Raw genomic sequence first — 24,866 nt, 5'->3', positions numbered from 1 at the left:
GCGGCTGAAGCCGCTCCTACAGAGGTCTACCCTCTCAACGCGCCGCCGGATAGCCCTGCAGGGCGCTGCGCACCGCATACAGCGTATCCATCCGCGGCACCGGCCGCAGCAGGCGCCGCAGCAGGCGCCGCCGCTGCGGCAGAGCGACCCAGGGCTGGCCCTGCAGCCACAGCTGGGTGCGGATCATGTCGGCGCGCTCCTGCCGGCTTTCCCGCGACGGCTGCAGCCGCTGCCGCAGATAGCGCACGACCTCGCCGAGCGAGCGCGCCCACTCGATCCCGGGCAGCGCCGGCAGCCATAGCTGCGAGCACGAGGCGCGGGTCAGGTCCAGCCGGCGCGAGACCAGCCGCAGCAGCGGCGGGCACTGCGCGCGCAACTGCGCCAGCACCGCCTTCGGAATCGCCGTGCGGTAGTAGCGCAGCACCAGCTGCAACGGCGGCAACGCCCACCACGGGGCGCCATCGGCGGTGTCGCACAGCACCCGCCAGTCCTTGGCGCCCATCCGCGTGGCCAGCAGCGAGATGTCGTGCAGATGCATCAGCCGCAGGCTGCGGCTGCAGATGCCGCCGGCCGCGTGCAGCAGCAGGTGGCTCATCAGCGCGCCATTGGACGGGTAGGGGTTCAACCCTGGTCGGCTGTCGCGCGGAAATATACGCTCGCTGATATCGACCGTGGCCAGCGGCAGCCGCTCCTGGATGCGCAGGTGCAGCTCGATGTTGATCGGCGTGTCGCGATGCTCGCCCAGGCCGGCGACCGCGTGCGCCTGCGCGGGGCGGAAGGTCTGGTGCTTCCACTGCGCGAACTCGGCCACATAGCCGAGCTCGCCCAGCAGCGCACCTGCCTGTGCTGCGTCTTCGGCGCGTACCAGCAGGTCGATGTCGGCCATCGGCCGGTCGCCAGGAAGGTACAGGCCCTTTGCATGCAAGGCCGCGCCCTTCAGCGGCACGATCGCCACGCCGGCGGCCTGGGCCAGCGCATCGATCCGCTTCAGCAGCGCGGCGATGCGCCGGTAGCGATGCGCGACATGCTCGCGCTGCTCGGCCAGGAACGCGCTCCAGTCGCGATCGGGCCACACCGACAGCCGGCTCAGCAACGGACCGATACCGTGCGCGGCGGTCGCCGCCGCGGCCAGCTGCCACTGCAGACGGTTCCACTGCGGCATCGCGTCGCCCGGCCGCGCCAGCTCGCGCGCCAGGGTTTCGGTCGCCAGCCGCAAGCCCTTGCCGACCTGCTTCAAGGCGGGCTGTATCCCGCGCTCGGTGATGGGATCGGTGGAGGAGGGCGCATGCGCTTGCGGCGTCGCCTGCGCGGTCATTGGCGTTGCGCCAGCGGGATGCGGCGGTCAGAGACGGTGGCTGCGGTAGGCACGGCGGCCTCGGTGCGATGCCGGCCCTCGCTGGCGATCAACGCCTCCCATTGCGCATCCAGGGCCGCCCAGTCCTGCGCATGGTCCTGCGGCGACCGCGTGGCTTCGCTGCGTTGCAGGTCCACCTGCCGATGCAGCAGATCGCGCACGCGCCGGTAGAACTCCGAGTCGTAGGCGCCATGGAACATCATCGCCAGATCGTCGCTGTCCTGCCAATGGGTCTTGCGGCCGAGCTGGTTCTTCACCTGCTGGTAGAACTTGGTTCCGGGCAGCGGGTACGACACGCTGACGCCGATGTCGTCCGGACGCGCCTTCGCCACCAGCGCACGGGTGGCGAGGATGTCGTCCAGTTGTTCGTCCAAATAGCCGAGCTGCAGGAAGAAGCCGACGCGGATGCCGTGTGCGCCCAGGCGCTGGCGCGCAGCGATCACGTCCTCCACCGCGGTGCCCTTGGTCATCTTGTCGAGGATGCGCTGGCTGCCGCTTTCCGCGCCGATCCACGCCTCGGCGCAGCCGGCGCGGGCCAGCGCGGCGGCCATGCGTTCGCTGCCCAGATCGGCGCGGGTCTGGATGGTGAACGGAATCGAGCCATCGGCCGCGGCCAGCACCGCGGCGAATTCTTCCACCCAGTCGATGTGGAAGCCGAAGATGTCGTCGGCCATCCAGATATGGTCGGGGGCGAAGGCGCGCTTGAGGTGGATCATTTCCGCCGCCACCTCCGGCGCGGTGCGGCGCTTGTAGTGGTTGCCCCAGATCGGCTTGGCGCACCAGTTGCAGCGGAACGGGCAGCCGCGCGAGGCCGCCATGTTCAGGCTGAAGTAGCCGTGCCGCTGCAGCCACAGGCGCCGGTAGCGTTCGATATCCACCAGGTCCCAGGCGGCCAGGCCGGACAGGCGCGGATCCGGCGGCCGCGCGCCGATCTGCGCGCGCTTGAGCTGCGGCAGGGCGGGAGTGGCGACATCGGCCACGTCGGCTACCCAGGCTGCGGCATCGATGTCGGGCGTTCGCTGCAGGCGTTCGACCAGTTCCAGCAGCGGCGCGATGCCTTCGCCGATCAGCACCGCATGCGCGCCGGCGGCCAGGAACGCGTCGGGGTGGTCCGACGCGTCGGAGCCGGCCACGATCACCCGGCTGCCGCCGGCACGCGCCTCGGCGATCATCCGGCAGGCAGCCTCGCGCATCCGGCTCAGGCACATCTTGGTCAGGAAATTGAAGTTGTCCTCGTAGAACACCACCAGATCCGGCTGCGCGGCGCGCAGCGAGCCTTGGTAGTCCTCCACGCCGTCGGCCAGCATCGCGTCGAACAGCGTCACCTCGTGCCCGTACCGGCGCAGCAGCGTAGCCACCTGCAGCGTGGCCAACGGCGGATACGGCTTGCCGCGCTCCCACTGCTTGGGGTCGTAGCGCAGGAAGTAGGAGTGGCTGACCTGGATCTTTGGCATCGGCGGAAGGGTCTCGTTCGGCGCCGGCAACGGATGCCGCGGCGCATGCAGCAGGGGCCGCGCACAGGTGGCCGTGCCGGTAAGTGCCGCCGGCGCCGTCTTTGGTTGTGCGCGCTGCGCAGGCACGGCATCACGCGCGATGTGCGCAACCTTTCCCGCCGCTACACGCACCCACGCGCATCGAATCCACGGACCCATCGCCAATGCAGCTCTCGACCGTGCGCACGCAACGCTGGGAGCCTGTGGCCAGTACCGACGCCACCCAGGCGGGCGCTGCCGTCGATCCGTTCCACGACCGCCTGCGGCGCGACCATGTCCTCGACAAGCAACTGCTGGGCGGCCGCTTCCGCTTCGAAAGCAACAGCGAGGCCTTGCTGCAGTTGGTCGACGCGGCGTTCGGCGGCGTGCCGCCGCATCGGTTGCCGGAGGGCGCCGACTTCCATATCGAACTGAACCTGGTCGCGCGCCACGACGCGCCCTATGTGTTCGCGCTGCAGCCGCCGCCGGTGCGGACCCATTCCGGCGCCGGCGCGCTGTGCGGAGTCATCGACGCCGACAACTACATGGTGCTGATGCCGGACCAGCGCAGGGCGTTGCTGGTGGTATCGGAAGACATGCTCGCCCATCCCTATCATGTGCGCTACGAACTGATCGAGTTCGCGGTGTTCGTGTTGGCGGCGCGCGCGATGCGCCTGGTGCCGCTGCACGGCGCCTGCGTCGGCGCCGGCGAGCGCGGCGTGCTGCTGCTCGGCGCCAGCGGTGCGGGCAAGTCCACGCTGGCCTTGCACAGCCTGCTGCGCGGGCTGCAGTTCCTTGCCGAGGACGCGTTGTTCGTCGAGCCGCAGCGCATGCTCGCTACCGGCATCGGCAACTTCCTGCACCTGCGACCGGATCTGCTGCGGCTGGTCGACGGGCAGACCCGCGACTGGATCGCCGCCGCACCGACGATCCGGCGCCGCAGCGGCGCGGTCAAGCACGAGGTCGATATCCGCAACGGCCGCGCGTTCCTTGCGCCCGCGCCGTTGCAGCTCGCCGGTGCGGTGTTCGTCTCCAGCACCGCTGCCGCCGATTCGCGGCAGCTGTTGCGGCCCATCGCCGAACACGACGTGCTTCAGCGCCTGACCGCCGACCAGCCTTACGCCGCCGCGCAGCCGGGATGGTCGCTGTTCGCGCGCCAGCTGCAACGGCTGGGCGTGTACGAACTGCAACGCGGCACGCATGCGGATGCTTCGGTCGATGCCGTACTGCAGTTGCTGCGATGAGTGCGGCGGCGGCGACCATATGCCGGCCATGAGAACGGACGCCGCGCGCGCAGGCGAGGGCCGCCGCGGCGCCATGCTCGCACCGGCGCGGCGTGCAGGCGCGTCGCAGTCCGCCACACCGATCGGCGAACGTGCACCGTCCGCAGGCCGTCCCCAATGACCGCGCGCAGCACCGCCTCCGACCCGGCGCCGCCGCTGCTGCGCAGCTTCGTCGCCACCCTGGACCGTGGCGAACGGCTGCGCATCTGTTTCTACGTCGTGCTGTCGCTGGTCTGCGCGCTGGCAGGGGCCGTGGCCACGGTCGCCCTGGTGCCGCTGGTGCAACCCGGGCATGCATTGACGCTCGGCGGCCACGTGCTCGCGTTGCCCGACGGCGTTCTCGCCCAGACGACGATCTTCGTCGTCGCCAGTGCCGTTTTCGCCCTGCTGCGCTGGACGGGTGCGCGACTGGCCGCCGATCTGGCCAGCGGCCATGCGCTGCGCCTGCGCCGCATGGTGCACGCGCGCCTGCTCGACGCGCCGCTGCCGGCGCTGGCCGACGCCAGTTCGGCGGAAATCGCCAACGTGCTCACCTACAACATCGAGATCATCGTCCAGGGCTTCAGCGCATTGCTGCAGTTGCTGGTGGCCGCCATTACCGCCGGCGTCAGCCTGGGCATCGCGTTTCTGGTGTCGCCGACCCTGGTGCTGGCGCTGCCGCCGCTGCTGGGCCTGGCACTGCTCGCGTTCCGCATCTCCGGCCACGAGCAGGCGCGGGTGAGCCGCCAGTACGTCGCCGACATGACCCGGCTGTTCTGGCTCAGCGAGGATTTCCCGCGGCGCCTGCGCCACGTGCGCTCGTTCGAACGCGAAGACCTGGAGAAACGCGGCTACGACGCGATCTCCAGCCGACTCAGCCACGGCTACTGGCGACAGCAGGCGCTGGTCGCCTCGGGCCGGTTGCTGCTCGAACTCAGCGCCGTCGCCGCCATCGCCGCGATCATGCTGCTGGCAGGCCTCTGGCACGGCATCGACCGCGGCGCGTTGATCACCGTCGGCCTGCTGCTGGGGCGGTTGCTGCCGTATCTGGTCTCGACCCGGCAGAGCTTCCAGCAACTACGGTCGGCGGCACCGGCGCTGGAGCTTTGGCAGCGCTATGTCGGCCTGGGGACGGCGAGGGCGGTGCACGCAATAGCGCACGCGGCCGCACCCATGCATGGCCCGCTGCGCATCCACAGGCTCGGTCTGGCGCCGCCACTGGCTGCGGTCGCGATCGGCGAGCTGATCCTGGCGCCCGGCAGCATGACCCTGATCTGCGGACACTCCGGTGCCGGCAAGAGCAGCCTGATGGACGTACTCGCCGGCATGGTCGAACCGCGCGTGTTCGCGGCGCAGTGCGATGGGCAAACGCTGGATTTCGCCGCGTATCGTGCCCTGGTGCGGCATGGCGCCTATGTGGGCCAGAGCGTGCGCCCGTGGCAGCACACGGTGCGCGACTGCCTCGCCTGGGCCGAGCCGGGCGCCGGCGACGCGGCGATGTGGCAGGCCTTGCGCGACGTCGGCCTGGCTGCGCGCCTGCAGGCCGGCGCGCAGGGCCTGGACACCACCTTGAACAGCGCCACTGCCAAACTTTCGGGCGGCGAGCTGCAGCGCCTGCTGCTGGCGCAGGTGATCCTCAGGCAACCGCGGATCGCCTTGCTTGACGAAGCCACCAGCGCGCTCGACGCGGTTTCGGAGAAGCACGTGCTGTCGACGCTGCGGCAACGCCTGCCGCGCACCGCGCTGGTCGTGGTGTCGCACCGGACCAGCCTGTCCGCGGTGGCCGACCGCTGCCTGCACCTGGCGCGCAAGGCAGAGGTGCCACGTTCGCTGGCGCGACAGCCGCACTGAGCGTCGCAGCGAGCGGGACGCGGCGGCGGCACGCCGCTCCGGGACACGCACTCTGCCGTATTGCCGACTTGCGCGGAACAGTCTACCGTCCATGGCCTCGACAGCGATGCGCGCCTGCTGCTCGCCGAACCGCCGCCACCGGCGATGGCGGCAGACGGGGCAGGGCGGACACTTGGCCGCAAGGAGCGGCTTTTTGAACGACACGATGACCAGCAGTGCCCGCGAACTGTTGAAATGGATCGCCGTGCTGCTGATGACCGGCGATCACGTGGCAAAGACGCTGGTCCACGGCTATATCCCGGTCGTGTCCGAACTCGGTCGCGTCGCATTCCCGCTGTTCGCCCTGGTCATGGCCTACAACCTGGCCCAGCCCGGCGCCGATGTCCTCAAGTCCGTGCGCAGGCTATTGCTGTGGGGCATCCTGGCCCAGCCGGCATTCGGACTGGCGTTCGGCTACTGGTGGCCATTCAATGTGCTGCTGAGCTTCGCCCTGGCGGCAGCGGCGATCTGGAGCATCCAGCGACGGCAGTGGACCTTGCTCGGCATGTGCGTCCTGGCCGCGCCGCCGCTGGTGGACTACAACTGGGCCGGACTGATCCTGGTGCTGGCCGCCTGGTGGGTGTTCCGCCTGCGCGCGATGCCGCACGCGACGCAGCAGAGTGCGCCCCAGCACGGCTTCCGCCACGCGGTGGAACACCGCCATGCCCGCATCGCCATCCTCGTCCTGGCGTTCGGACCGCTGTGCTGGTGGAACGGCAACGGCTGGGCCTTGCTGGCATTGCCGGTGGTGGCGCTGTTGGCCAACCGCGATTTCCCTATTCCGCGGACGCGCTGGGCGTTCTACATCTACTACGTTGGGCATCTGGCGCTGCTTGCGGTGCTGGTACGAACGCTGGCCGTGCATGCCGTCTGAGGCGTTGTTCCCAGGTGCATGGGTGTAGCATGCAGGCATCAAACGCAAGCTGATTCCGGGGCGATGAAGAAAGCGAAACAGGCACAGCGCAACGATCGATTCCGTGAGCTGCACGGAGCGTTGCTCGAGATCGTCGGCGTCATGAACAGGCCGCAGCGCGACGAGGCGATGATTCGGGAGGCGGGAATCTCCCTTGAACGCGCCCTGTTCCCGCTGCTGGTGCTGGTGGAACGGCTCGGGCCGATCGGGGTCGTCGAGTTGGCCGATCGGGTGGGGCGCGACTACACCACCGTCAGCCGCCAGGTCGCGAAGCTGGAAGGCCATGGCCTGGTCGATCGCCGGGAAAGCGCCAGCGACCGCCGCATTCGCGAGGCTGTCATCACCAGCGAGGGCAAGGCGATGACGGACCGGGTCGACGAAGCGCGCAAGCGAATCGGCGTCGCCGTCTTCGCCGAGTGGGAGGAGCGGGATATCGAAGAATTGGTCCGGCTCATGTGCAAGTTCGCCGACGACCTCAAAGGCAAAGCTCCCGCAGGCTAGAGTCCGACCGCCGCCAGGTAACCGGCAAGCGCCTGCAGCTTGCCGACCTGCGCGGTCATGCCGATCGTGAGGCCCGCCGCGCCAGCGCCGCGGATCAAGACATCCAATGGCTTGCCGTCGTCGTTCATGCCGCCTCCATATGTGCAAAATGCACTTAACTGGGCGGCAGCGTATGCCTCTTCAGGAAAGAGTGCAATATGCACATTGTTTTCGGGCGTGAGACCCTGATTGCGTTGTTTGGTGGACGGCGCTTGGTCGAACTGCCGAATGTCTCCCGGCGTACCGACCTCGCAACTGTCTAAGCGTGCGCTTCACCTCTCGCATATCCTCTCTGCCACGGGGGTGAGCATGGATGTTCGTATTTTGGGGCTGTTCTTGCTGTCGGCGGCGTTCGCCTTGTCTGCGTCTGCGCAGACGCGCACAGCTACCGGCCGCGGCAGCGAGCGTGTGAATCCGAATCGCAATGTGGCTGCGGTTCCGAAGCTGGATTGTCGCAAGCTCCTCGCTAGCGATCCTCGGCCATGGGTCCATGCTTATTGCGAGCAGGTCGACTTCGTGATGCAGGACAACATGTCCCGCGCCTGGGGGCGTCCTCGGCCATCGCCGGTTCTTCTAGATATCCCTGCGCTGGGTACCGCTGACGCCAAGGCTTCGGGCGTCTCGTGTTCCGAGGGCCGTGTGATCCGCCGGGTAGGCAATGGCTGGGAGCAAGCGCTCGATCGGCAGCGGAACTATCTGCGCTGCAGACCCTCTGTCGAGTTGCCGGCGATATCCATTGGTCGATGAGCGGGGTTGGGGCTAGAAGCTGTCGACACTTGTCCTGCAATCGATCCAGCTTGGCCAGTAAGGGCTATGGCGACCTAGCGCCGCAGCGTTCTGCCTTTACATAATATACATTATGCGAAATGTACTACGGGCGCGGGCGCGCTGGATCTGGCTGTGGATCAAGTCTTGCTTGCCCAGTGTCAGTTTCTTTAGTTCGTGTCCTTTTCGCTTGGATCGTGCCCCTGCTTGATTTCAAAGGCTTTTTTCCCTCTCCAAGGACACGATCCAAAGTAACGCGTGGACGCTCTTCGTGCCGGTGTCGCTATGCATGGACAACGCACTCTTGCATGCTCCTACGCAGCACTCCCAATGCTTTTCCCACGCACTCATAAGTGATCGTCATCTGCAGCCGCACCATCGAGTGCCAAGTTTTCCTGGCCCCGCATTCTCGAGTGCCCACTTTTACTGTTAACGCGGAGAATTCGTCAGCATGTGGCTTGAAGGCCAAACTTGGGCCTTGGACGCTGGCCACCGTGCGGCATCGGTGGATAGCGCACTCTTGGATGCTCTTACGCAGCACCCCCAGTGCTTTTCCCACCCACTCAATGGTGATCTTCATCAGCGAGCTTCTGACCCTTCGCGGCGGCTTCTATCGCAGCGTGCGCCCACGCCATCACTTGGTCGTGCGGAATCGTCGGCCGCGTGTCGGCCACGGCGCACTCGATCTTCGCCCGGAACCACCGGTTGTAGTCCTCGGCGGTCTCGGTGGACTCAAATTCGTAAACACGTGGATCACGTTAAAACCCGGACTCTAAATAGCCCCGCTACTGAAAGCGAGGGGACGTCGGAGCACGTACATCACGAAAGATCAGCCGGCTGGGCTCCAATCGTCACGCGCGGCGGCTCAAACTCGACGTCTGCAATGCCCGGCATCGCCAGCGCATCGGCGATGTTGCGCCGCTGCCTGGTCAGCCGTTGGTAGTCCTCGAAGCTCAACAGTGCGTGCGCAGGCTTGCCGCGGTCCGTGATGAACACCGGGCCGCTCTTGGTGGCCTTCTTTGCCCGCGTCACGTCCTGATTCAGTTCCCGGCTTGATAGGGTTGTGATGGTCATAGGCGTTTCCTGGATCAGCACGATGTAGTTGCGTTACTGATAGTTGCAAGGCAAATGACTCACCTAAGCGGCGATCGCCAGCTAAGGTGCGCGGCTTACGCGTGCCATAGCATCAACGGCCCATGCGGGACATGGCATGCGACCGGTAGAGACATGCCATGCCACTCGCAGTGCCTCTGCATCGACCAAGGCATGGTGTCGTTTGGACCGAACTGCAGGATGAGCCTCAAAGTAGGCTTCCACCAATGTTGCCGTCTGCCTGTCGTGAATGATCTGCACATCCACTGCCCGAGGTGTCGGGCCGCACGCAGAGACTTGGGTATCGGGTAGATCGAAGCCCGCGAGCACGTAGTGCAGAAGTTGAAGATCGTTGGCGTAGTCCGCAAAGATCATTGGAGCACTTGTGCAGTTCAGAAAACCGCGTACGCGCATGGTCATTGCCTGATCGGTCAGGGTAGACTTGTCCCGATCCAGCAGTGGATAGACGACGCTGCGAACGAAGTCAGTCGGACGCGCCGGCAATATCTCTCGCTCGGCGTAGACGTAGTCAATGCCGTTCTCCGCCACCAAGGCGATGCTGACGAGCTCAGAGCCTAGGGTGTCGGCCCACTCGGTATCCAGAAAAAAGCGCATCAATTAAATGCCTGGGTAGAAGCAAGGCTCAGTTCAACGCGTCATCTGCAACGACGCGAACAGGTGGTGCCCCTGGCCGGGCTCGAACCGGCACTTGCCGCTTATCTGGCGCTGACGGGATATAAATCCGCTGCTCTACCAATTGAGCTACAGGGGCGTGATCGTTGCGATCACGCCGATATTCGAAAGCCGGGCTCGTAGCGGTGGTAGGCACTCATGGCTTGAGCATACCATGCGCTTGTTGTCTAACGTGCAGCGCGGCGCGGCTTGCGTGCCGCCGGTGCGGCCGACTTCTGGCGCGATGTGGGCCTCGCTGAGACGATACGTTGTAACTCTGCTGCCAGGGTGTCGGCTCGAGTTCGCTCGACGGCAGCTTCTCGTAGCGCCTCAGCCAACGCCTGACGGGTACTGTCTTCTTGCTGGCGAGCGTGCTGTTCAAACGTTTGACGCTCCCGTTGTGCGCTCGTAAGTTGCTTTAGAAGTGCCTGAGCTTCCTGCCGTGCCCGATCGATCTCTGCGTGCGCCCTATCTTCAATTGCACGCACGTGGTCGGCCTGACGATTGCGCTCGATGGTGATCACTGCCTCACGCTCGCTGTAGCGGCCCTGCAGCGCACCAAGCTCTTGTTCCATCTGGGTGCAGCGGTCACGCAAGTCCTCGCGTTGCGTGGTCAGGTCGGCAATTTGAGTAAGCTGTTGATCGCACAAGCGCTGGAGATCGGCCAGCCGCTGTTCGGCGACAACCAGCGACTGCCGAGCTTGGTTGGCAGCAACGGAATGCTGATGAATCTGCGCTTGCCAAGCGGCCTCCCGATTGCCCAAGTCATCTTCTAGTGCGACGAGGTCGGCACGCTGTTGAGCCAGGTTGGCGTCAGCGTGGCGCTGTGCGGCTGCCAGCGCATGCTCCCACCACTGTGAGGCCAAGGTCGCCAGCTCCGCAGGGGCATTGGGTAGCTCAAGTTTGACCTGCTGCGCGGTCAGCCGCTCACCCAATCTTCCCCACCAGGTTTCCAGCCAGCGAACCACGGTGTTGGGCGAGCCAGTGCCAAGATGAGCACGGATGCGTTCCACGGTCGGACGTTCGCCCAGCGCGACAAGCGCGTCGGCGGCGGCGTGAACATCTGATTCTGTGATGCCTCTGGCCATTGAAGTGCCTCCCGGATTGGCGCCCTGCCCTGCAGTTGACCTACTCTCGATAAGTGATGATTATCGTGGCTACGCCTGCTTATTCGTAGCGTATATTACATACTATGAATGCTAATTCCACTAGTGCCGCCCTAGTCCAGACCGTCCACCAGCTGGTACTGCCCGAACAGCTGGCGCAACAGACGGCGGACGCGGTGCGCGAGCTGCTGGCCGAAGCAGCGGCCGAGAACACTACTCGCAGCTACACCAGTGCCCTGCGCTACTGGGCCGGCTGGCATGCGGCGCGCTATGGCATCGAGCTGGCATTGCCGGTACCCGAGGCCACCGTGCTGCAGTTCGTCGTTGACCATGTGCAACGCCGTTCGGCTGAGGGCGAACTGGTGTGGGAGCTGCCGCCGATCGTGGACCAGGCCTTGGTGGCGGCCGGCCTGAAGGCCAAGCTTGGGCCCTGGACCTTGGCAACCGTGCGGCATCGGGTCGCCGTGCTGTCCACCGCGCACAGGCTCAAACAGGCGACCAATCCCTGCGAACAGCCAGCGATCCGCACCGTGCTCAGCCGCGCCGCCCGAGCCGCAGTCAAACGCGGCGAGCGGCCGCGCAAGAAGACCGCCATCACCCTGCCCGAGCTGGAATCCATGCTGGCTACCTGCGACGACAGCCTGGAAGGAATACGGGATCGCGCCCTACTCTGCTTCGGGTTTGCCAGCGGCGGCCGCCGGCGCAGCGAGATCGCCGCTGCCGATCTGCGCGACCTGCGCCGAATCGGCGACCTGGGCTATATCTACCGCCTGGAACACAGCAAGACCCAGCAGGCCGGTGTCACCGCGAGCTCGACCCCGGACAAGCCGGTGCTCGATCGGGCCGCCCTCGCGCTGCAGGACTGGCTGGACGCAGCCGGGATCACCGAAGGGGCGATCTTCCGACGGCTGTGGAAGCAGCGCGTCGGCCCTGCCCTGTCTCCGGCCGCGGTAGGCGAGATCGTACAGCGGCGGGCGCGACTGGCCGGACTGGAGGGAGATTTTGGCGGGCACAGTCTCAGGTCAGGGTTCGTGACCGAGGCCAGCCGCCAAGGGATTGCGCTGCCGGCGATTATGCAGCTGACCGAACACCGGTCGGTGTCGAGTGTCATGGGGTATTTTCAGACCGGCGGAGCAACGAACAATCCAGCTGCTCGCCTTCTCGAAAACTAAGAATCGCCAATTTGCAAGGCGCGGCATGTCACTTCCCGCCGTTTTAGCTGCGGAGGCGACAAATGTGACCTTAAGCCCTATCCTCCGTTGTTCGGGGAGAGCACATTAAGTCTCGCTCAACGTCTCGGTTCGGGAGGAGCCATGCGCGTTGCTCGCGTTCACATCGAAAACTTCCGTGGCATTCGACTGGCCGACCTACGCTTTGCCGGAACGACGGTCTTGCTTGGCGACAACAACACCGGCAAGTCCACGATTTTCGAAGCCGTCGAACTCGCCATCGGTGCGGACAGGCTAGCCAGAAGTCAGGTCATCGACGAGCACGATTTCTTTGGTGGCGCCTACCGGGGGGATGACGAGCATCCGGGCCCCAAGATTGTTGTCGAAGTGGTCATTGCAGGGCTCGACGCACAGCATTGCGAGCGTTTTCGGAACAACTTGGAGTTCTGGCGGGAGGGGGACGGCGTGTTGATCGGACCTGGCGGGGCCGCACAGGCAGCACAGGCCGGAGTCGAACCGGCGGTCCGGATCAGGTTCGAAGGCGAATACGACCAGGAAGCCGACGAATTCACCGCTAAGACATGGTTCGCCGTTCCTCGAAATGTCGACGATGTTCCTACGAGCGAATGCCGTTCCTCGGACAAGCGGGAGTTTGGGTTCCTCCATCTTCGCGCGCTTCGCACCGGAAGCCGTGCGCTGTCGATGGAACGGGGGTCGTTGCTTGATGTGATCCTCCGGACCTACGAGGTTCGGACGCGGATGTGGGAGGGACTCCTGGATCGCTTGCGCGTGCTTGATGTGGTCGGTGATCAGGATCCGGAGTTTGGCCAGATCCTGACCGCCATCCGGGATGCAATGCGGGAGATCGTTCCCGGCGAGTGGGCGGACGCCCCGCACCTTCGGGTTTCAGAGCTCACGCGCGAGGATCTTCGACGAGTCCTGAAATCGTTCCTTGCTACCGGTGTGCCTGGCTACGCGGCACCCTTCCAGCACCAAGGTTCGGGAACGATCAACGCGCTGGTGCTGGCCATGTTGGGATTGATCGCGCAACGTCGTGCAGGTCGCGTGATCTTTGCGATGGAGGAGCCCGAGCTTTCGCTTCCACCGCACGTCCAGCAGCGGGTAGTCGACAAGGTGCGGGGGCTTGCATCCCAAGCTCTCTTCACGTCGCACTCCCCCTATGTCATCGAGCAGTTCAAGCCCGAGCAGATGACGGTCGTGCGCAGGGATGCTACCGGACACATGTCGGCCACGCCCGTGGTGCTGCCCGCCAATCTCAAACTAAAAATCTTCCGAGATGGCTTCCGGACGCGCTTCTGCGAAGCGCTTCTCGCGCGGCGGGTTCTTGTGGTCGAAGGAAAGACTGAGTTCGTTGCATACAGTGCGGTATCACGGCGTGCCGCTGAAATTGCGCCCGCTGCGCACAAGCGTCTCGATTCGCTTGGCTGGGTTCCATTTGATGCGGTTGGAGATACCGCGGTCGCACCGTTTGCCACATTCTTCCGCGGACTTGGCAAGACAGTGGCAACGATCTTTGACCAGCAGCAGCCCGCCGCAAGAGCTACGATCGAGCAGGCGAGCGACCGAGCTTTTGAGCAGCCTTACGTGGGGTTCGAAGAGCTCCTTCGAGCCGAGGTTCCGCCTGCCATGCAGAGTTGGTTCGTCAAATGGCTCGCAGTTCAGGGCGAGTGGCCGCAAGCTTTGCAAAATCAGCTCCCTCCTGAAAACTCGCCGGACCAGGCCTATGCCGCTCCCTTTTTTGAAATTCTTCGATACAAGAAGGGCAATGACTACCTCACCCTGTTTTTTGACCAGTGTCAGATCGAGCACCTCCCTCCAACCATCATGAGGATCCTCGGCGCACTAAGAGCGATGGTTGAACCACCACCCGCGCTTCCTCCCCAGCCTATCCTATTGCCTCTGCTTCCAATTCCAGTCATCTAAGCAGAGGATATAGCGCCATGCCTTTGGTGCTCTGCGAACAACGGCAACGCCTACTTGGAACGGATGGCCACATCATAGTTCGAGGCGGTGCTGGGTCAGGCAAGACAACGATCGCACTCGCCAAAGCCTGCGAAGACCTTGCGGCCGGGCGCATAGGAAATTCGGCGAAGGCGCTATTCCTGAGTTTCGCCCGTGCCACGATTGCCCGCGTCGCCGAGCAGGCTACGGCAACGCTCCCCAAAGATCAGCTGCGCCGCATCGAAATCAACACCTACCATGGCTTCGCGTGGTCGGTCTTGAAGAGTCATGCGTATCTGCTAGGCACGAAACCCGGAGTTTCGCTTCTACTTCCCGCCCAGGCACGAGAGCGCCTTGCGGGACTCGCTGGCGGTGCACGCACCGCGCGCCAAAGGCAGCTGTTTGATGAAGAAGGATTGGTTGCTTTCGATCTTTTCCCAATTCTGCTAACAGAGTTGCTGGAAAAATTACCTGTTTTGGCTCAGGCCTTCGGCCATGCCTATCCAACGATCATCGTGGATGAATTCCAAGACACGAATGATCAAGAATGGGCAATGATCTCCCGCCTAGGACAGCACAGCCGTTTGATTGCACTGGGCGACCCCAAGCAGCGCATCTACGACTTCAAGGGTGCGAGTCCTCGGCGCTTCAATGATTTCATTGAAGCATTCGCCCCAACCGAATTCGATTTCCTCAGCGAAAACAATCGCAGTGCTGGCACTGATATCACTGCATTCGCGGATGCGATTCTTGATGGGGCATTCCGCCAGCAGCACTACACAGGTGTTTCTGTGATTCGATACGCAGGTCGCAGCCTCAGGCCCTTGAAGCAGAAGGTGCTTGAAACTGCAAACCGACTAAGGCGACGGGAAACCTGGTCGTTGGCAGTTCTTGTGCCGTCGAACCCCCTAGCCGCAGCCGTATTTGATTACATGTACGGTGCAGAGCACGGGCTTCCTAGGTATCCCATCGACATTGTTGTCTCGGCCGAGGGCCCTATGCTGGCCGGCATGCTGATTGCGCTGCTCCTGGAGCCCAGAAGCTCCGAAATTGAACTTGGCGCTGCCGTTCTTGAAGCACTCGCGGCATTTGAGGTCGGGCGCACCGAGAACGCTTCGAATACTGCGATCACCAGATCTCGACGGATGCGCACTCTGGCGACCGCAGTCCGGACACGAGGCGACAGGGGCTACGGAGCAGCAGGCATTGGACCGGGAGTCCGCCAGCTAGTTGCCGAGGTGGCACAACTCCAACTTACTGGCGACCCAGTGTCGGATTGGCGAGCGGTGCGAGCAGCAATGGCAGCGAGCTCCCGAGCTGAACTCCAATCCGCCGCGAAAGAAGCTCGGCACATGCGACTGCTACACCGTGGCGCACAGATTGAGGCGGTCTTGGCCGACGCCTGGCGCGCACACAGTGCTTATGTCGAAGCGAGGTCGCTCCTGCGTGCAGCAGTCGTAGAGGATCAGTTTGCAGCGACAGGTCGCGCTCACCAAGGCGTATCGGTGATGACAATACACAAATCCAAAGGTAAAGAGTTCGACGAGGTCATCGTATTTGAGGGGCCGTTCCAACGCTACTTTGTTCAACGAGGACCCGACTCGGAGCGATCCGCGCGATTCAACTTACATGTCGCTTCTACGCGCGCGAGATCACTTCTAACCGTGATGACTCCGTCAATAGATCCTTGTCATCTACTTCCACCCGGCTGACAGTTGAGAAGACCGTCTTTGCCTTACATATCGGTTTGACACATGAGCATCGCCGCCAGAAGATCCCACCGTGGAGACGAGTACCAGCTCGCTGTCGCCGTGCATTGGCTGATCAGGCTGCTGTCCGACCCGAACATCGCCTCCGTGCAAGTGGACGCCGTCGCCCTTCCTGGGGCGTCCGAGACCATCGATGTGGACGACATCGTCGTTACCTATGGTAGCGGCACGACCCGACACATACAGGCAAAGAAGAATCAACCGAACCACCGTAGCTGGCAGATATCGGATTCGGATCTGAAGGAAGAATTGGTCAAAGCGCGCCGACAACTGCAGAAGACGCCGGATGCGATTATCGAGTTCTGCTCGCACACGCCGTTTGGCGACTTGGCAGCTCTGGTCGAGAGTACCCGTGACTACGCCAGTCACGACGTATTCGAGGCGCAGGCCAGCTCCAGACTCAAAACAGCTCTTGCCAAGCTCGAAGGTGTCTTGGACTGTTCCGGTGATAGCGCTTTCGATCTGGTCAGGCACACACGGATCGGCAGCGCGCACAACTTCGAAGGCTGGGAAGCCGTCAACCTCTCAGCGCTACAGTTTCAGGTCGACGACCCCGAAACCGCCGTCGATGTGCTCACCGGAATGGCGCGTGGCAACCAGAGTGGGCTGCGGGCTCCTCCCGGACCGCTGGACCGCGACCAGATCGTGCAGGCGCTGGATGAGCGTGGTGTCGGCTTCATTCGCAACGCCATTTCGCTGGATCCGGTCCAAGTGTCCAACAGCTTTGCCGCGGCGTCCGCCGACCTAACCGACTGGAAGACGACGCTGCCTAAAGACGACTGGCTGGAGCGGCCCGAGCTGGACGCGCTTTGCGAACGAATCGCCAACGAGCCGGCCTGGTTAACGCTCGTACTCGGCGAGCCGGGTTGCGGCAAATCCGCACTGCTCGCCAGGCTGGCTCGGGAGCAGGCCGCGCTCGGCATCCCTGTCCTCGCGATCAAGGCGGATTACCTGTCCGAGGACGTCATCGACACGCCTTCGCTTGGCGATCATCTGAACCTGCCCGCCGATCCGATCGATTGCGTGGTCGCGCTGGCCAAGTCCACGAAAGTACTCGTTCTTGTCGACCAGCTGGATGCGCTTGCGGATTTGGTCGTCCAGCACTCCACGCGCCTGCGTGCGCCCATGGACCTGATTCGCGGGCTTTCGGGCGTGCAGAACGTTCACATCGTGGCCTCCTGCCGAGTATTCGAGCATCGGCACGACACCCGGTTGCGGAATCTCGATGCAGAGACGATGACGCTCGATCTGCCCACATGGGATAACGTCGAGGCGACGCTCGGGAAATACGGCATCCACGCCAAAGGATGGAATGCCTCGATCTGTGAGGACCTGCGATCGCCCCAGACCCTGAACCTGTTCCTGCAGCTGATTGGTACCACCGAAGAGGCAGATCTGCTGCTCGGGTACCAACACATGCTCGGAGAGTTGTGGAAACAGGAGGTGCTGTCCGATGCGAGCGGGCGCTCGCGCACGGCGCTGTACGAGATCACTGCGCGGATGGCAGACCGGGAAGTTCTCTGGTTGCCGGAGGCGCTGTTCGATGCCTTTCACAACGAACTGCAACGACTCTCGCGATCCGGCATCCTGCTCTGCGAGGGTGGCCGCGTCGGCTTCCGCCACCAAACGCTCTACGAGTACATCCGCGCACGGAGCTTCGTCGACGCGCCCGGGCAGCTCACCGATACCGTGCTGGAGCGCCAGCACAGCCTGCGGATTAGACCGCTGCTGTGGCACTCGGTCGCCTACATGCGTGCGGTCGACCGTACAACCTATTCCCGGGAGATCGAGCGACTCTGGCACGCCGATCTTCGCCCGCACCTGAAGATGCTGCTGATAGAGTTCCTCGGCCAACTGCAGGACCCCGACCCCAACGAGACGGCCCTGGTCGCAGAGAAGTGGGACGACGGCTGGTACCGGCGCCGCATCCTCGCCACGGTTCCCGGAAGCCCCGGCTGGTTCGACTGGCTGGCGAACGACCACCTTGTGGAGATCATGCGACTGCCGGTCGAGGACGCCCGCGTCGCGCTGCCGGTGCTGTGGCGGGCGTTGCCTTCCCGGCAAGCCCGCGCACTGGACCTGATCCGGGACCATTGGCAAGCCAGTGCGGAGAAGGACCCGCTGACTTGGTTCGTGCTGGAGCAACTACCGGCCTGGGACGCGGACTGCATCGCCCTATGCCGGCAGATTCTTGCCAGGACGGAGATCTCGGGCTGGCAGGCCAACCACATGCTCAGCGTCGTCAGTGGCGCGGATCCTAGCCAGGCGCCGCTGTTGCTCGATGCCTGGCTGCGGCAGAAGACTGCCGACGTGCAGCAGCCCGCTGAAGAGGCTGTGCGTCTCGCAGAGATATTGAACGGGCAAGAACTGCACGACCTACGGGCACTCGCCGAAGCCGCACCGCGAGAGTTCATGGCGACGGTTTGGTCTTGGGTGCTGAAGTCGGTCCGGCTCCTGGCCCAGGATGCGCATGATTTCGTCGTCGGGTACAGAAGCGTCGACATGAGATTTCCCGATCTTGACGATGAAGAGCTGCGTCGCGAGAAACCTTTCATCTCGGCTGTGATCGTCGGAATCAAACTGCTAGCAGAACGTCACCCCGAAGACTTCCTTGATCTCCTGCAGTCCAATCGACAGTCCGACCTGATGCCCGTCCAGCGGCTGCTTGCGCTGGGCCTGCAGCGGGTGGCCGCGCAATACCCTGCAGAAGCGCTTGAGTTCCTACTCGAGGATCCCAGGCGTCTGGTGATCGGTAGCTACCGCGATGCACATGGCGACACAAAACGCCTCATCCGTGCGGTCTCGCCGCACCTCGACGAAGAACAGATCCAGCAACTGGAACGGGCCATCCTTGGCTGGAACCGATACATCTACCTACCCGATGACGATGCAAAGACGCGTCTTCACCGCCTGCAATGGACGCGCCAGCATCGTTTGCGCCTGCTGCGGGCCATCCCGCCGGAACGCATGAGCGTGGCGTGCCGCCGCCATGTCGCCGAGGAGGAGCGGGCATTCCCCGGTCTGGACGACGCTGATGTCCGCATTTCCGGATTCAGCAGGATCGACAGCCCCATGGACGCCACGCGCATGCAACGGGCGTCGGAGGAAGACATTCTCAGCCTGTTTGCCGAACTCACCGATCAGACGCAGTGGGACCATCCAAGACATCACATGCGTGGCGGCGTAATACAGGCTAGCCGTGCACTGGCTGAGCTCGCCAAGGTCGTACCGGACAAGGCCATCCGCCTCATCCGCCAGATGCATCCGAACAACAACGAAATCGCGGTCGGCGCCGTGCTGCGAGCGCTCGGAGAGAGCAAGCACGACGCTACCGCGCTACATTCGCTCATATTGGAATTGAACCACAAGGGCTTTGACGGTGTGGAGTTCCGCAGGGATGCGGCGTATGCCGCTGGCGCGGTCGTGAGTGCCGATACGCCACTGTCACAGGATCTGTTCGAGCTGTTGACCTCATGGCTGCAGGACGATCTCGACGACGGCACCCAGACCGAAGACGATGCCGAAGACAAGGATCCATCCGGCAGCATCCTGTGGAGCCACGGCGGCTTCGTCATCATGCCTAGCGGCAACTATCCCATTCTCTCTGCGTTGACCCACGCCTGCCTTTCACAGGAACCTCCGCTTTGGGATGCGTGGTTGTCCCTGCTCGAGACACATCTCGGCCGCGAAGAACAGCTAAAGGTCTGGGGAACCCTGGCCCACGACCTGAGATGGCTGGTATGCGCCGATCATGAACGCGCACAGCGGTTCCTTCTGGAACTGTTTCAATCCTACCCCGGGCTCTGCAACTTCAAGACCGGCGCAGTGCTCCTCGCAAACAGCCAGCATTGGATTTCGACGGCAACTGCCCACACATTACTGAATGCGCTGTACGCAACGCAGACAGCTTTTGCTGCCCAAGCCGCGGGTGAGATCCTCATGCTTCGCTTCGCCCTGAAGGGCGACGCCGAACCAGATGTGCAGGAACTGCTGGGGCAACACTTGAAGGACACGGATGCTGAGCCCTTCCTGGTCCAATGCCGCACCGGCATCGCCTATGCCACCGCCGAGCTTTGGCAGGAGGCGGACTTCCGCGCTCGGATGCAGCCCTACTTGCTGCGTCTGCTGGACTCAGACGACGACAAGGTAGTGGCAGCAGCGGCCTGGGTGTTCGCCCGGCGACTTCTGAAGCCGGACGCCACCAGCCGCGAGTTGCTCGAACACATAGCGGCTCGCCCCAACCTACTCAAGCAGATTGCCGACGATAATTTGGGGGACTGCCTGGTCTCGATGCTGGAAGCCGCGCCTCTGATCGTCGCCAACGTCGTGCGATCCTTGTTGGAGGCGGTCGACGACGATTTCCTCGACAACAACTCATCGCGCTATTCCCTCACAGAGCACCTGCTCACCGTTTCCCTTCGACTGCAGGAGATGGCGGCGCCGCACCAAGAGCTCGGCGCTTACATCTTCGAGCGCGTGCTTGAGTTAAACACTTCCGAAGCTAGAAGTATCACACTGGATCTCGATAAAAGAACCGTCAATGCCTCAAGCTATTTTCGCCCAAAGACGCGACGGCATCGCTCATCGAGCGGGCGATGAGTCTACAGACCTCTCCTACCCTCGATAGATTTGCCTTATCCCCTTCCCTAATAATGTCCGCTTTCGGCCAGAAGCGGACATTGGCAAAAAATGGCAAGACGACGGGATCAAGACCCAAATTTCTGCTAGTGGGAAAAGGCACCGGACTAAGCCCGGTGAGGACTGCTGGTTCGGGGGGCGGAACTCCGTTATGTCGGCGGTCCGAGCTGCTACCTGTACACCCCCATTGTTCGCACCTATGAGCCTCCAATCAATCGAACAAGTTCTGCAAGGCTGCCCCACCATCGCTGAGAAGGAAGCGTGGGTGCGCGCGAATGTCTGCTCCACCAGACCTGCGAAGGTGTCTCGAGACGACTTCGCGCGGCTCAAGGAGTTGATCCGGAAGAACCACCGTCAAGACGCGGCCGCGCTGTTGCTCGCCATGGCCGTGTGTGCGAGCGGCAATTCTCTGATGGCCGACCTGCGCCGCCAGGGGTTGCTGCGCGCCTCCCGATACGACTTTCGAATCGGAGCGCTGCGGGAAATGGTGCGCATCTTGGACCGCCTGCACGACGCGCTGGGGCTTGAGCCTCGTTGGCGCGACTACCTGGCATCGGTCGATGCCCTCCACTACCTAGCGGCGGACGCCAAGCGGCTTCGGCACGCCCTGCTGGCGCGGCTGTCGAAGCGACGGGGTCGCGCACTCAAGACCTTCCTGGTCATCGCCAACCAGGCGTTTGCCGCCCGTACCAGGGTGCCGATCGATGCCGAGATCGACGAGTCGAGTATCGCGCATGCCCTAGATGGCCTGAGTACGGAAGACATCGCCAGCATGGTGTCGCGCGTACTGACCATCGCCCGAGAGGCCGGCGGACTGCACATGACCGACTTCTCCTACACCGACGAGCGAGCGCTCAAGGCCGACCGTGCTTCCTACCTGGAGGACCTGCACACCGCCTTCCGTCTGGATGAACTGTGCCGCGCTGAGACCTTGATTGATGGGCTGCCCTATTGCGCGCGCACGCTCGACAACTTGGTTCTCGTCAGCTCGATCGATCCGGACCTTGAAAAGTCCGTGCGCCTCGGCTACGTCCAGATGGAGATGCAGATGCTGATCCGCCAGGTGGGTATCGAAGAGGTTTGGGCCAAGTCGCCTTCCCCGATGTCCTTGACCAAGCTGTTCGAAGAGATCTATGCGCCCATCATCTCGCAATTCATGCAGATCAAGGACAAGCCCGTTCGCCGCATCACGTTTGGCATCCCCGACATGCCCGGTCTGTTCGATCCGCTCGCCGAAGAGCGGGCGTTCCGCGAAGACTTCCTCGCACTGCTGCAGTTGGACGTGGATGACTACGAGGACCTCGAACTCGAACCCTTCGAGGTGGCTCCCGGTGTTCGCTCCACTGACTTGTTCCGCATCAGCCGCCTGTTCGCCTTGGTCGAATTCTTGTACCAGCACCAGCTGACCAGCATCACCGACTCCGCAGAGCGGGAACGGCTCGCCTTGCATTCCATCATCGCCGTGTTCCGGCACGAGCAGCTTCTGGCTTTCCTCAGTACCGTGCTCCCTGTCGAGACGGCGGAGAAGGTCATCTCGCTGCTGGTGCTCGACGACTCCCGCGAATTCGTGGACCTGCAGTACACGCCGTTCCTCAAGGTCGATGGCTACTACCTGCTCGCCCCTTCGGTGATCGCGCACGCCAACCTCGTGCGAAACATCGCCTTTGCCAATGGCCTCAATGAGAAGCGCCTCGCCGGCGAGGCCGATCCCATGCAATCAGCGGTGGAGCAGGCATTACGCGACGCGGGATTCCATGTCGGCGTCGAGGTAAAAGGAAACCGAAAGGCTGGTGACACGGACCTGGTCGCCTATCGGGATGGAACGCTGTACCTGATCGAATGCAAGAACGCCTACCATCCGTGCAATGCACACGAGATGCGCAACAGCTACGATCACATTCGCAAGGCCGGCGAGCAGCTCACGTTGCGGGAGCAGATGTTTGCCGATCCTGCTTACCAAACGAAGGTCTGGAAGGTGCTCGGGTGGAACGTTGCCGCTCCCACAGCCACCCGAACGCTCGTATTGACCGCTAATCGCGTGTTCACGGGCTCGACGATCCAAGGCCACCCGGTGCGTCAAGCGCACGAGTTCATCAACGTGATCGCGCGCGGGAAGATCAACAGCCTCGGTACGATCTTTCGCTTCTGGGAAGGCGATTCGCTGTCAACGGCCGATGTAAATCGCTACTTGGGCCGCCATGGTCTCGCAGGTGAGCAGTTCGCGGCGCTTGACCCTATCAACTACACGAATGATTTCGGCGCGAGAACGCTGGTCTTCGAGAGCTGGCGCTTCAGCGTGGAAAAGCACCACGAACTCCTCCAGACGCGTTACGCCGACCGGGCCGAGGCCGTCGTCTTCTGATGGCTTGTGCCGGCGCGATGCGTGGTTTAAGGCTTCAATGGACCCAGACCCCGCGGCCCTAGGAACAGGTTCTCAGGATCGAAGGGCCCCACGTCGGCGGCCCGCTTTACATGGAGCGTGCGCTTGAGCACGAACAGATTCCGGAGAAGCGCAGGTTGCGCCTGACCTTCCTCCAACACCATCGGCATCAGCAAGTAGGCGCCGACGCGTTCGTAATCCTTCAGGAACCGGCTGAGGTTCACGTCATTGTCGGGCTCCATCGACAACGATCGCGAGACCAGGGTGGAGAGTTGCGTCCCCGAGTCGCCATCGTCCGGGAGCCGGGACGTTACCACCATACCGTAGTGCGCCGGATGCTTGGCTGAATACTGTCGAACGATGCTGATGTAGATCTCGTCGGAGTCGTCCATGCTTCCGAATCGCTCCTGCCAGCGCTCGAAGATCTTGGTCGCGGCATCCTGCTTCTTAAACATCAGTGCCAGAAACGGCGGCGCCGCATCACCGAAACTGCCGAACGCCGTCCCTGTCCAACCGGCCCGATCCCACAGGTGCAGATCGATCACCGACCGCACCGCGACATCGTCGTGATTGGTGACCTTCGGTGGCGCACCCTCGTCAGTGCTGCCCTTCCCGACTGGGCGCGCAGCCGGGGCCTGCGCCACCACCTTGGGACGATCGGAACGCAAATCGTACTTCTGCGGAGCGTACTGATCCCATTTGCTCAGCCGCGCCACGCCCCCAAACATGCGATGCCGGCTCAAGCACAAGGACGCAATCATCGCGAGCCGGTCCGCGGCCGAATCGGCCCCCAAGAGACGATCCGCTGCATCTCCGTGGCTCTTGGTGTGGCAGGTCGCCCAGAAAATCCTCGTTGCCACTTCGAACAACATGCGCTGGAAGTCCGCATAGACACCGGGCGACCCGGGGAACGTCCCTTGGGGGCAATGCACGGTCATTCGCATGTGGTCGAGATCGGTCTCGACGACGAAGTTGCGGGTGTCCGATTCCACCACCCGCACATCGAATCGCTCGACGTGGCCGAACGCATGCAACTCGAACGCGGTCGCAAAGAACGCCTCGATCGAGCCCGCGATGGCTTCGGCGACAATGATGGCGGTGTCGGTGGGCTCGTGCGACACATCGATTCGCACGCCTAACACGGCCGTGGCAAATGTCTGTGTCGACTCGCCATTGAGTACCGCCGGCCGCCAGCGGGCCACGCCCGTGGGCTGCCCTGCCATCTGCGAGAAGAGGTTGGCGACGTCGTCCGCCGATTCACTGGCGGGAACATACCCCTCCGCCCGGAGCTTGTCCTCGTAGCCCAGTCGGTACATCAAGGCAGACCAGCTGTGAAGCAAGTCCAGCCCACGGAGGACGTCCGGCACCGACGGCAAGCACGACAGTTCCGGCTCCGACAGTGTGCCCAGCTGGCAGGCAAGCAACAGGTCGAACTCCTGCAGCTGTTCGCGGGCACGCGCTGCGGACTCCTCGTCAAATGGCAGTCCGGCCAGACAGCCGCGAGCCACGCGAATGGTGTCGAGCACCTCGGGCAGGTACTTCAGCGCCAGTGCCATCCACGCGACGTTCATGAGTATCGGGAAGACGCTGGCGGGAAGTTCACTCCCATCCTCCGCGTCGACGAACATCGTCACCGCCGCAGATGTCGCGCTCGCCCGGGCGGCCCACGCCAACCCGGCGCTCTTGTACGCCACGGAGAGCTCCGCCAGCGCCCTCACCTGCTCTTGCGCATGCTCCTTCTTGGAGAGCAGCCGCGCCGCACGACCCAGCAATCGGATCATCTCCATGTTTTGGTCTAAGTTGAGCTGCCGTGCACGGCGCAGCAGGACTAACGCGCCTTCGCACTCGCCCGTGCGCTTGGTGGTGAAGTCGGCCAACTGAT

17 protein-coding genes and 1 tRNA gene are annotated in these 24,866 nt (G+C 63.4%); 10 read left to right on the top strand and 8 right to left on the bottom strand.

All coding sequences use genetic code 11. From position 1 onward, the window contains the following. Nucleotides 1-34 precede the first annotated feature (34 nt). Together AB3X08_RS11055 and AB3X08_RS11050 are read right to left on the bottom strand one after the other, a co-directional pair. On the bottom strand, nt 35-1,315 hold the full coding sequence (locus tag AB3X08_RS11055) for a nucleotidyltransferase family protein (protein WP_369938271.1): 1,281 nt from the start codon (nt 1,313-1,315) through the stop codon (nt 35-37). Continuing rightward, nucleotides 1,312-2,808, bottom strand: coding sequence for a B12-binding domain-containing radical SAM protein (locus tag AB3X08_RS11050; RefSeq protein WP_369938269.1), 1,497 nt, complete (start codon nt 2,806-2,808; stop codon nt 1,312-1,314). The genes AB3X08_RS11055 and AB3X08_RS11050 overlap by 4 nt, the downstream gene beginning before the upstream one ends. A gap of 203 nt (nt 2,809-3,011) precedes the next feature. On the opposite strand from AB3X08_RS11050, the gene AB3X08_RS11045 reads away from it, so the two are divergent. The 4 genes from AB3X08_RS11045 (at nt 3,012) to AB3X08_RS11030 (ending at nt 7,392) form a co-directional block, all read left to right on the top strand. Beyond that, nucleotides 3,012-4,070, top strand: a complete 1,059-nt coding sequence (locus AB3X08_RS11045; protein ID WP_369938267.1) for a serine kinase — start codon at nt 3,012-3,014, stop codon at nt 4,068-4,070. A 156-nt stretch (nt 4,071-4,226) separates the two neighbouring features. After that, nucleotides 4,227-5,939 carry an ATP-binding cassette domain-containing protein gene (locus AB3X08_RS11040; RefSeq protein ID WP_369938265.1) on the top strand — a complete coding sequence of 571 codons (1,713 nt, stop codon included), beginning with the start codon at nt 4,227-4,229 and terminating at the stop codon, nt 5,937-5,939. A 205-nt stretch (nt 5,940-6,144) separates the two neighbouring features. Further along, nucleotides 6,145-6,852: a TraX family protein gene (locus AB3X08_RS11035; RefSeq protein WP_369938264.1), complete on the top strand. Its 708-nt coding sequence runs from the start codon at nt 6,145-6,147 to the stop codon at nt 6,850-6,852. A gap of 63 nt (nt 6,853-6,915) precedes the next feature. Continuing rightward, nucleotides 6,916-7,392 (top strand): MarR family winged helix-turn-helix transcriptional regulator, encoded by a 477-nt coding sequence (locus AB3X08_RS11030; RefSeq protein ID WP_369938262.1) that lies wholly within the window; start codon nt 6,916-6,918, stop codon nt 7,390-7,392. On the opposite strand, the gene AB3X08_RS11025 is transcribed toward AB3X08_RS11030, so the two are convergent. Continuing rightward, entirely contained in the window at nt 7,389-7,520 is a 132-nt protein-coding gene (locus AB3X08_RS11025; protein ID WP_369938260.1) for a hypothetical protein, read from the bottom strand. The two genes, AB3X08_RS11030 and AB3X08_RS11025, sit on opposite strands and share 4 nt — an antisense overlap. Before the next feature lie 220 nt (nt 7,521-7,740). Between AB3X08_RS11025 and AB3X08_RS11020 the strand changes: the two genes are divergently transcribed. Beyond that, nucleotides 7,741-8,178 carry a hypothetical protein gene (locus AB3X08_RS11020; RefSeq protein WP_369938258.1) on the top strand — a complete coding sequence of 146 codons (438 nt, stop codon included), beginning with the start codon at nt 7,741-7,743 and terminating at the stop codon, nt 8,176-8,178. Between the two features lie 581 nt (nt 8,179-8,759). Here AB3X08_RS11020 and AB3X08_RS11015 read toward each other — a convergent pair. The 5 genes from AB3X08_RS11015 to AB3X08_RS10995 all read right to left on the bottom strand — a co-directional run bounded on the left by AB3X08_RS11015 (nt 8,760) and on the right by AB3X08_RS10995 (nt 11,048). Then, complete coding sequence (locus AB3X08_RS11015; protein WP_369938515.1) at nt 8,760-8,882, bottom strand: hypothetical protein; 123 nt, start codon at nt 8,880-8,882, stop codon at nt 8,760-8,762. 133 nt (nt 8,883-9,015) lie between these two features. Then, a complete protein-coding gene (locus AB3X08_RS11010; RefSeq protein WP_369938256.1) occupies nt 9,016-9,270 on the bottom strand; it encodes a type II toxin-antitoxin system Phd/YefM family antitoxin in 255 nt (84 codons plus the stop codon). Between the two features lie 81 nt (nt 9,271-9,351). Further along, on the bottom strand, nt 9,352-9,903 hold the full coding sequence (locus tag AB3X08_RS11005; RefSeq protein ID WP_369938255.1) for a hypothetical protein: 552 nt from the start codon (nt 9,901-9,903) through the stop codon (nt 9,352-9,354). A 64-nt stretch (nt 9,904-9,967) separates the two neighbouring features. Next, nucleotides 9,968-10,060 (bottom strand) — tRNA-Ile (locus tag AB3X08_RS11000). An 88-nt stretch (nt 10,061-10,148) separates the two neighbouring features. Next, a complete protein-coding gene (locus tag AB3X08_RS10995; protein ID WP_369938253.1) occupies nt 10,149-11,048 on the bottom strand; it encodes a DNA-binding protein in 900 nt (299 codons plus the stop codon). 104 nt (nt 11,049-11,152) lie between these two features. Between AB3X08_RS10995 and AB3X08_RS10990 the strand changes: the two genes are divergently transcribed. From AB3X08_RS10990 to AB3X08_RS10970, 5 genes are all read left to right on the top strand, one after another. Next, nucleotides 11,153-12,238, top strand: coding sequence for a site-specific integrase (locus tag AB3X08_RS10990; protein WP_369938251.1), 1,086 nt, complete (start codon nt 11,153-11,155; stop codon nt 12,236-12,238). 141 nt (nt 12,239-12,379) lie between these two features. Further along, nucleotides 12,380-14,179 carry an ATP-dependent nuclease gene (locus tag AB3X08_RS10985; RefSeq protein WP_369938249.1) on the top strand — a complete coding sequence of 600 codons (1,800 nt, stop codon included), beginning with the start codon at nt 12,380-12,382 and terminating at the stop codon, nt 14,177-14,179. A gap of 17 nt (nt 14,180-14,196) precedes the next feature. Then, a complete protein-coding gene (locus AB3X08_RS10980; RefSeq protein ID WP_369938247.1) occupies nt 14,197-15,909 on the top strand; it encodes a UvrD-helicase domain-containing protein in 1,713 nt (570 codons plus the stop codon). Between the two features lie 42 nt (nt 15,910-15,951). After that, nucleotides 15,952-20,565: a hypothetical protein gene (locus tag AB3X08_RS10975; RefSeq protein WP_369938245.1), complete on the top strand. Its 4,614-nt coding sequence runs from the start codon at nt 15,952-15,954 to the stop codon at nt 20,563-20,565. Between the two features lie 238 nt (nt 20,566-20,803). Continuing rightward, nucleotides 20,804-22,966, top strand: a complete 2,163-nt coding sequence (locus AB3X08_RS10970) for a hypothetical protein (protein ID WP_369938243.1) — start codon at nt 20,804-20,806, stop codon at nt 22,964-22,966. The last annotated feature ends 1,900 nt before the right edge of the window (nt 22,967-24,866 follow it).

Origin of the sequence: Xanthomonas sp. DAR 34887 (assembly GCF_041245805.1) — a bacterium.
Lineage (GTDB): Bacteria > Pseudomonadota > Gammaproteobacteria > Xanthomonadales > Xanthomonadaceae > Xanthomonas_A > Xanthomonas_A tesorieronis.
Note: the sequence above shows the minus strand (reverse complement) of the source record. Positions and strands in the feature narration are given on the sequence as shown.

Excerpts from the sequence above, each read along its gene's own strand:
- AB3X08_RS10985 (WP_369938249.1), top strand. The coding sequence starts at position 12,380 with ATGCGCGTTGCTCGCGTTCACATCGAAAACTTCCGTGGCATTCGACTG.
- AB3X08_RS11040 (WP_369938265.1), top strand. The coding sequence starts at position 4,227 with ATGACCGCGCGCAGCACCGCCTCCGACCCGGCGCCGCCGCTGCTGCGC.
- AB3X08_RS11055 (WP_369938271.1), bottom strand. The coding sequence starts at position 1,315 with ATGACCGCGCAGGCGACGCCGCAAGCGCATGCGCCCTCCTCCACCGAT.
- AB3X08_RS11005 (WP_369938255.1), bottom strand. The coding sequence starts at position 9,903 with ATGCGCTTTTTTCTGGATACCGAGTGGGCCGACACCCTAGGCTCTGAG.
- AB3X08_RS11050 (WP_369938269.1), bottom strand. The coding sequence starts at position 2,808 with ATGCCAAAGATCCAGGTCAGCCACTCCTACTTCCTGCGCTACGACCCC.
- AB3X08_RS10970 (WP_369938243.1), top strand. The coding sequence starts at position 20,804 with ATGAGCCTCCAATCAATCGAACAAGTTCTGCAAGGCTGCCCCACCATC.
- AB3X08_RS11030 (WP_369938262.1), top strand. The coding sequence starts at position 6,916 with ATGAAGAAAGCGAAACAGGCACAGCGCAACGATCGATTCCGTGAGCTG.
- AB3X08_RS11025 (WP_369938260.1), bottom strand. The coding sequence starts at position 7,520 with ATGAACGACGACGGCAAGCCATTGGATGTCTTGATCCGCGGCGCTGGC.
- AB3X08_RS11010 (WP_369938256.1), bottom strand. The coding sequence starts at position 9,270 with ATGACCATCACAACCCTATCAAGCCGGGAACTGAATCAGGACGTGACG.
- AB3X08_RS11035 (WP_369938264.1), top strand. The coding sequence starts at position 6,145 with ATGACCAGCAGTGCCCGCGAACTGTTGAAATGGATCGCCGTGCTGCTG.
- AB3X08_RS10995 (WP_369938253.1), bottom strand. The coding sequence starts at position 11,048 with ATGGCCAGAGGCATCACAGAATCAGATGTTCACGCCGCCGCCGACGCG.
- AB3X08_RS10990 (WP_369938251.1), top strand. The coding sequence starts at position 11,153 with ATGAATGCTAATTCCACTAGTGCCGCCCTAGTCCAGACCGTCCACCAG.
- AB3X08_RS11020 (WP_369938258.1), top strand. The coding sequence starts at position 7,741 with ATGGATGTTCGTATTTTGGGGCTGTTCTTGCTGTCGGCGGCGTTCGCC.
- AB3X08_RS11045 (WP_369938267.1), top strand. The coding sequence starts at position 3,012 with ATGCAGCTCTCGACCGTGCGCACGCAACGCTGGGAGCCTGTGGCCAGT.
- AB3X08_RS10980 (WP_369938247.1), top strand. The coding sequence starts at position 14,197 with ATGCCTTTGGTGCTCTGCGAACAACGGCAACGCCTACTTGGAACGGAT.
- AB3X08_RS10975 (WP_369938245.1), top strand. The coding sequence starts at position 15,952 with ATGAGCATCGCCGCCAGAAGATCCCACCGTGGAGACGAGTACCAGCTC.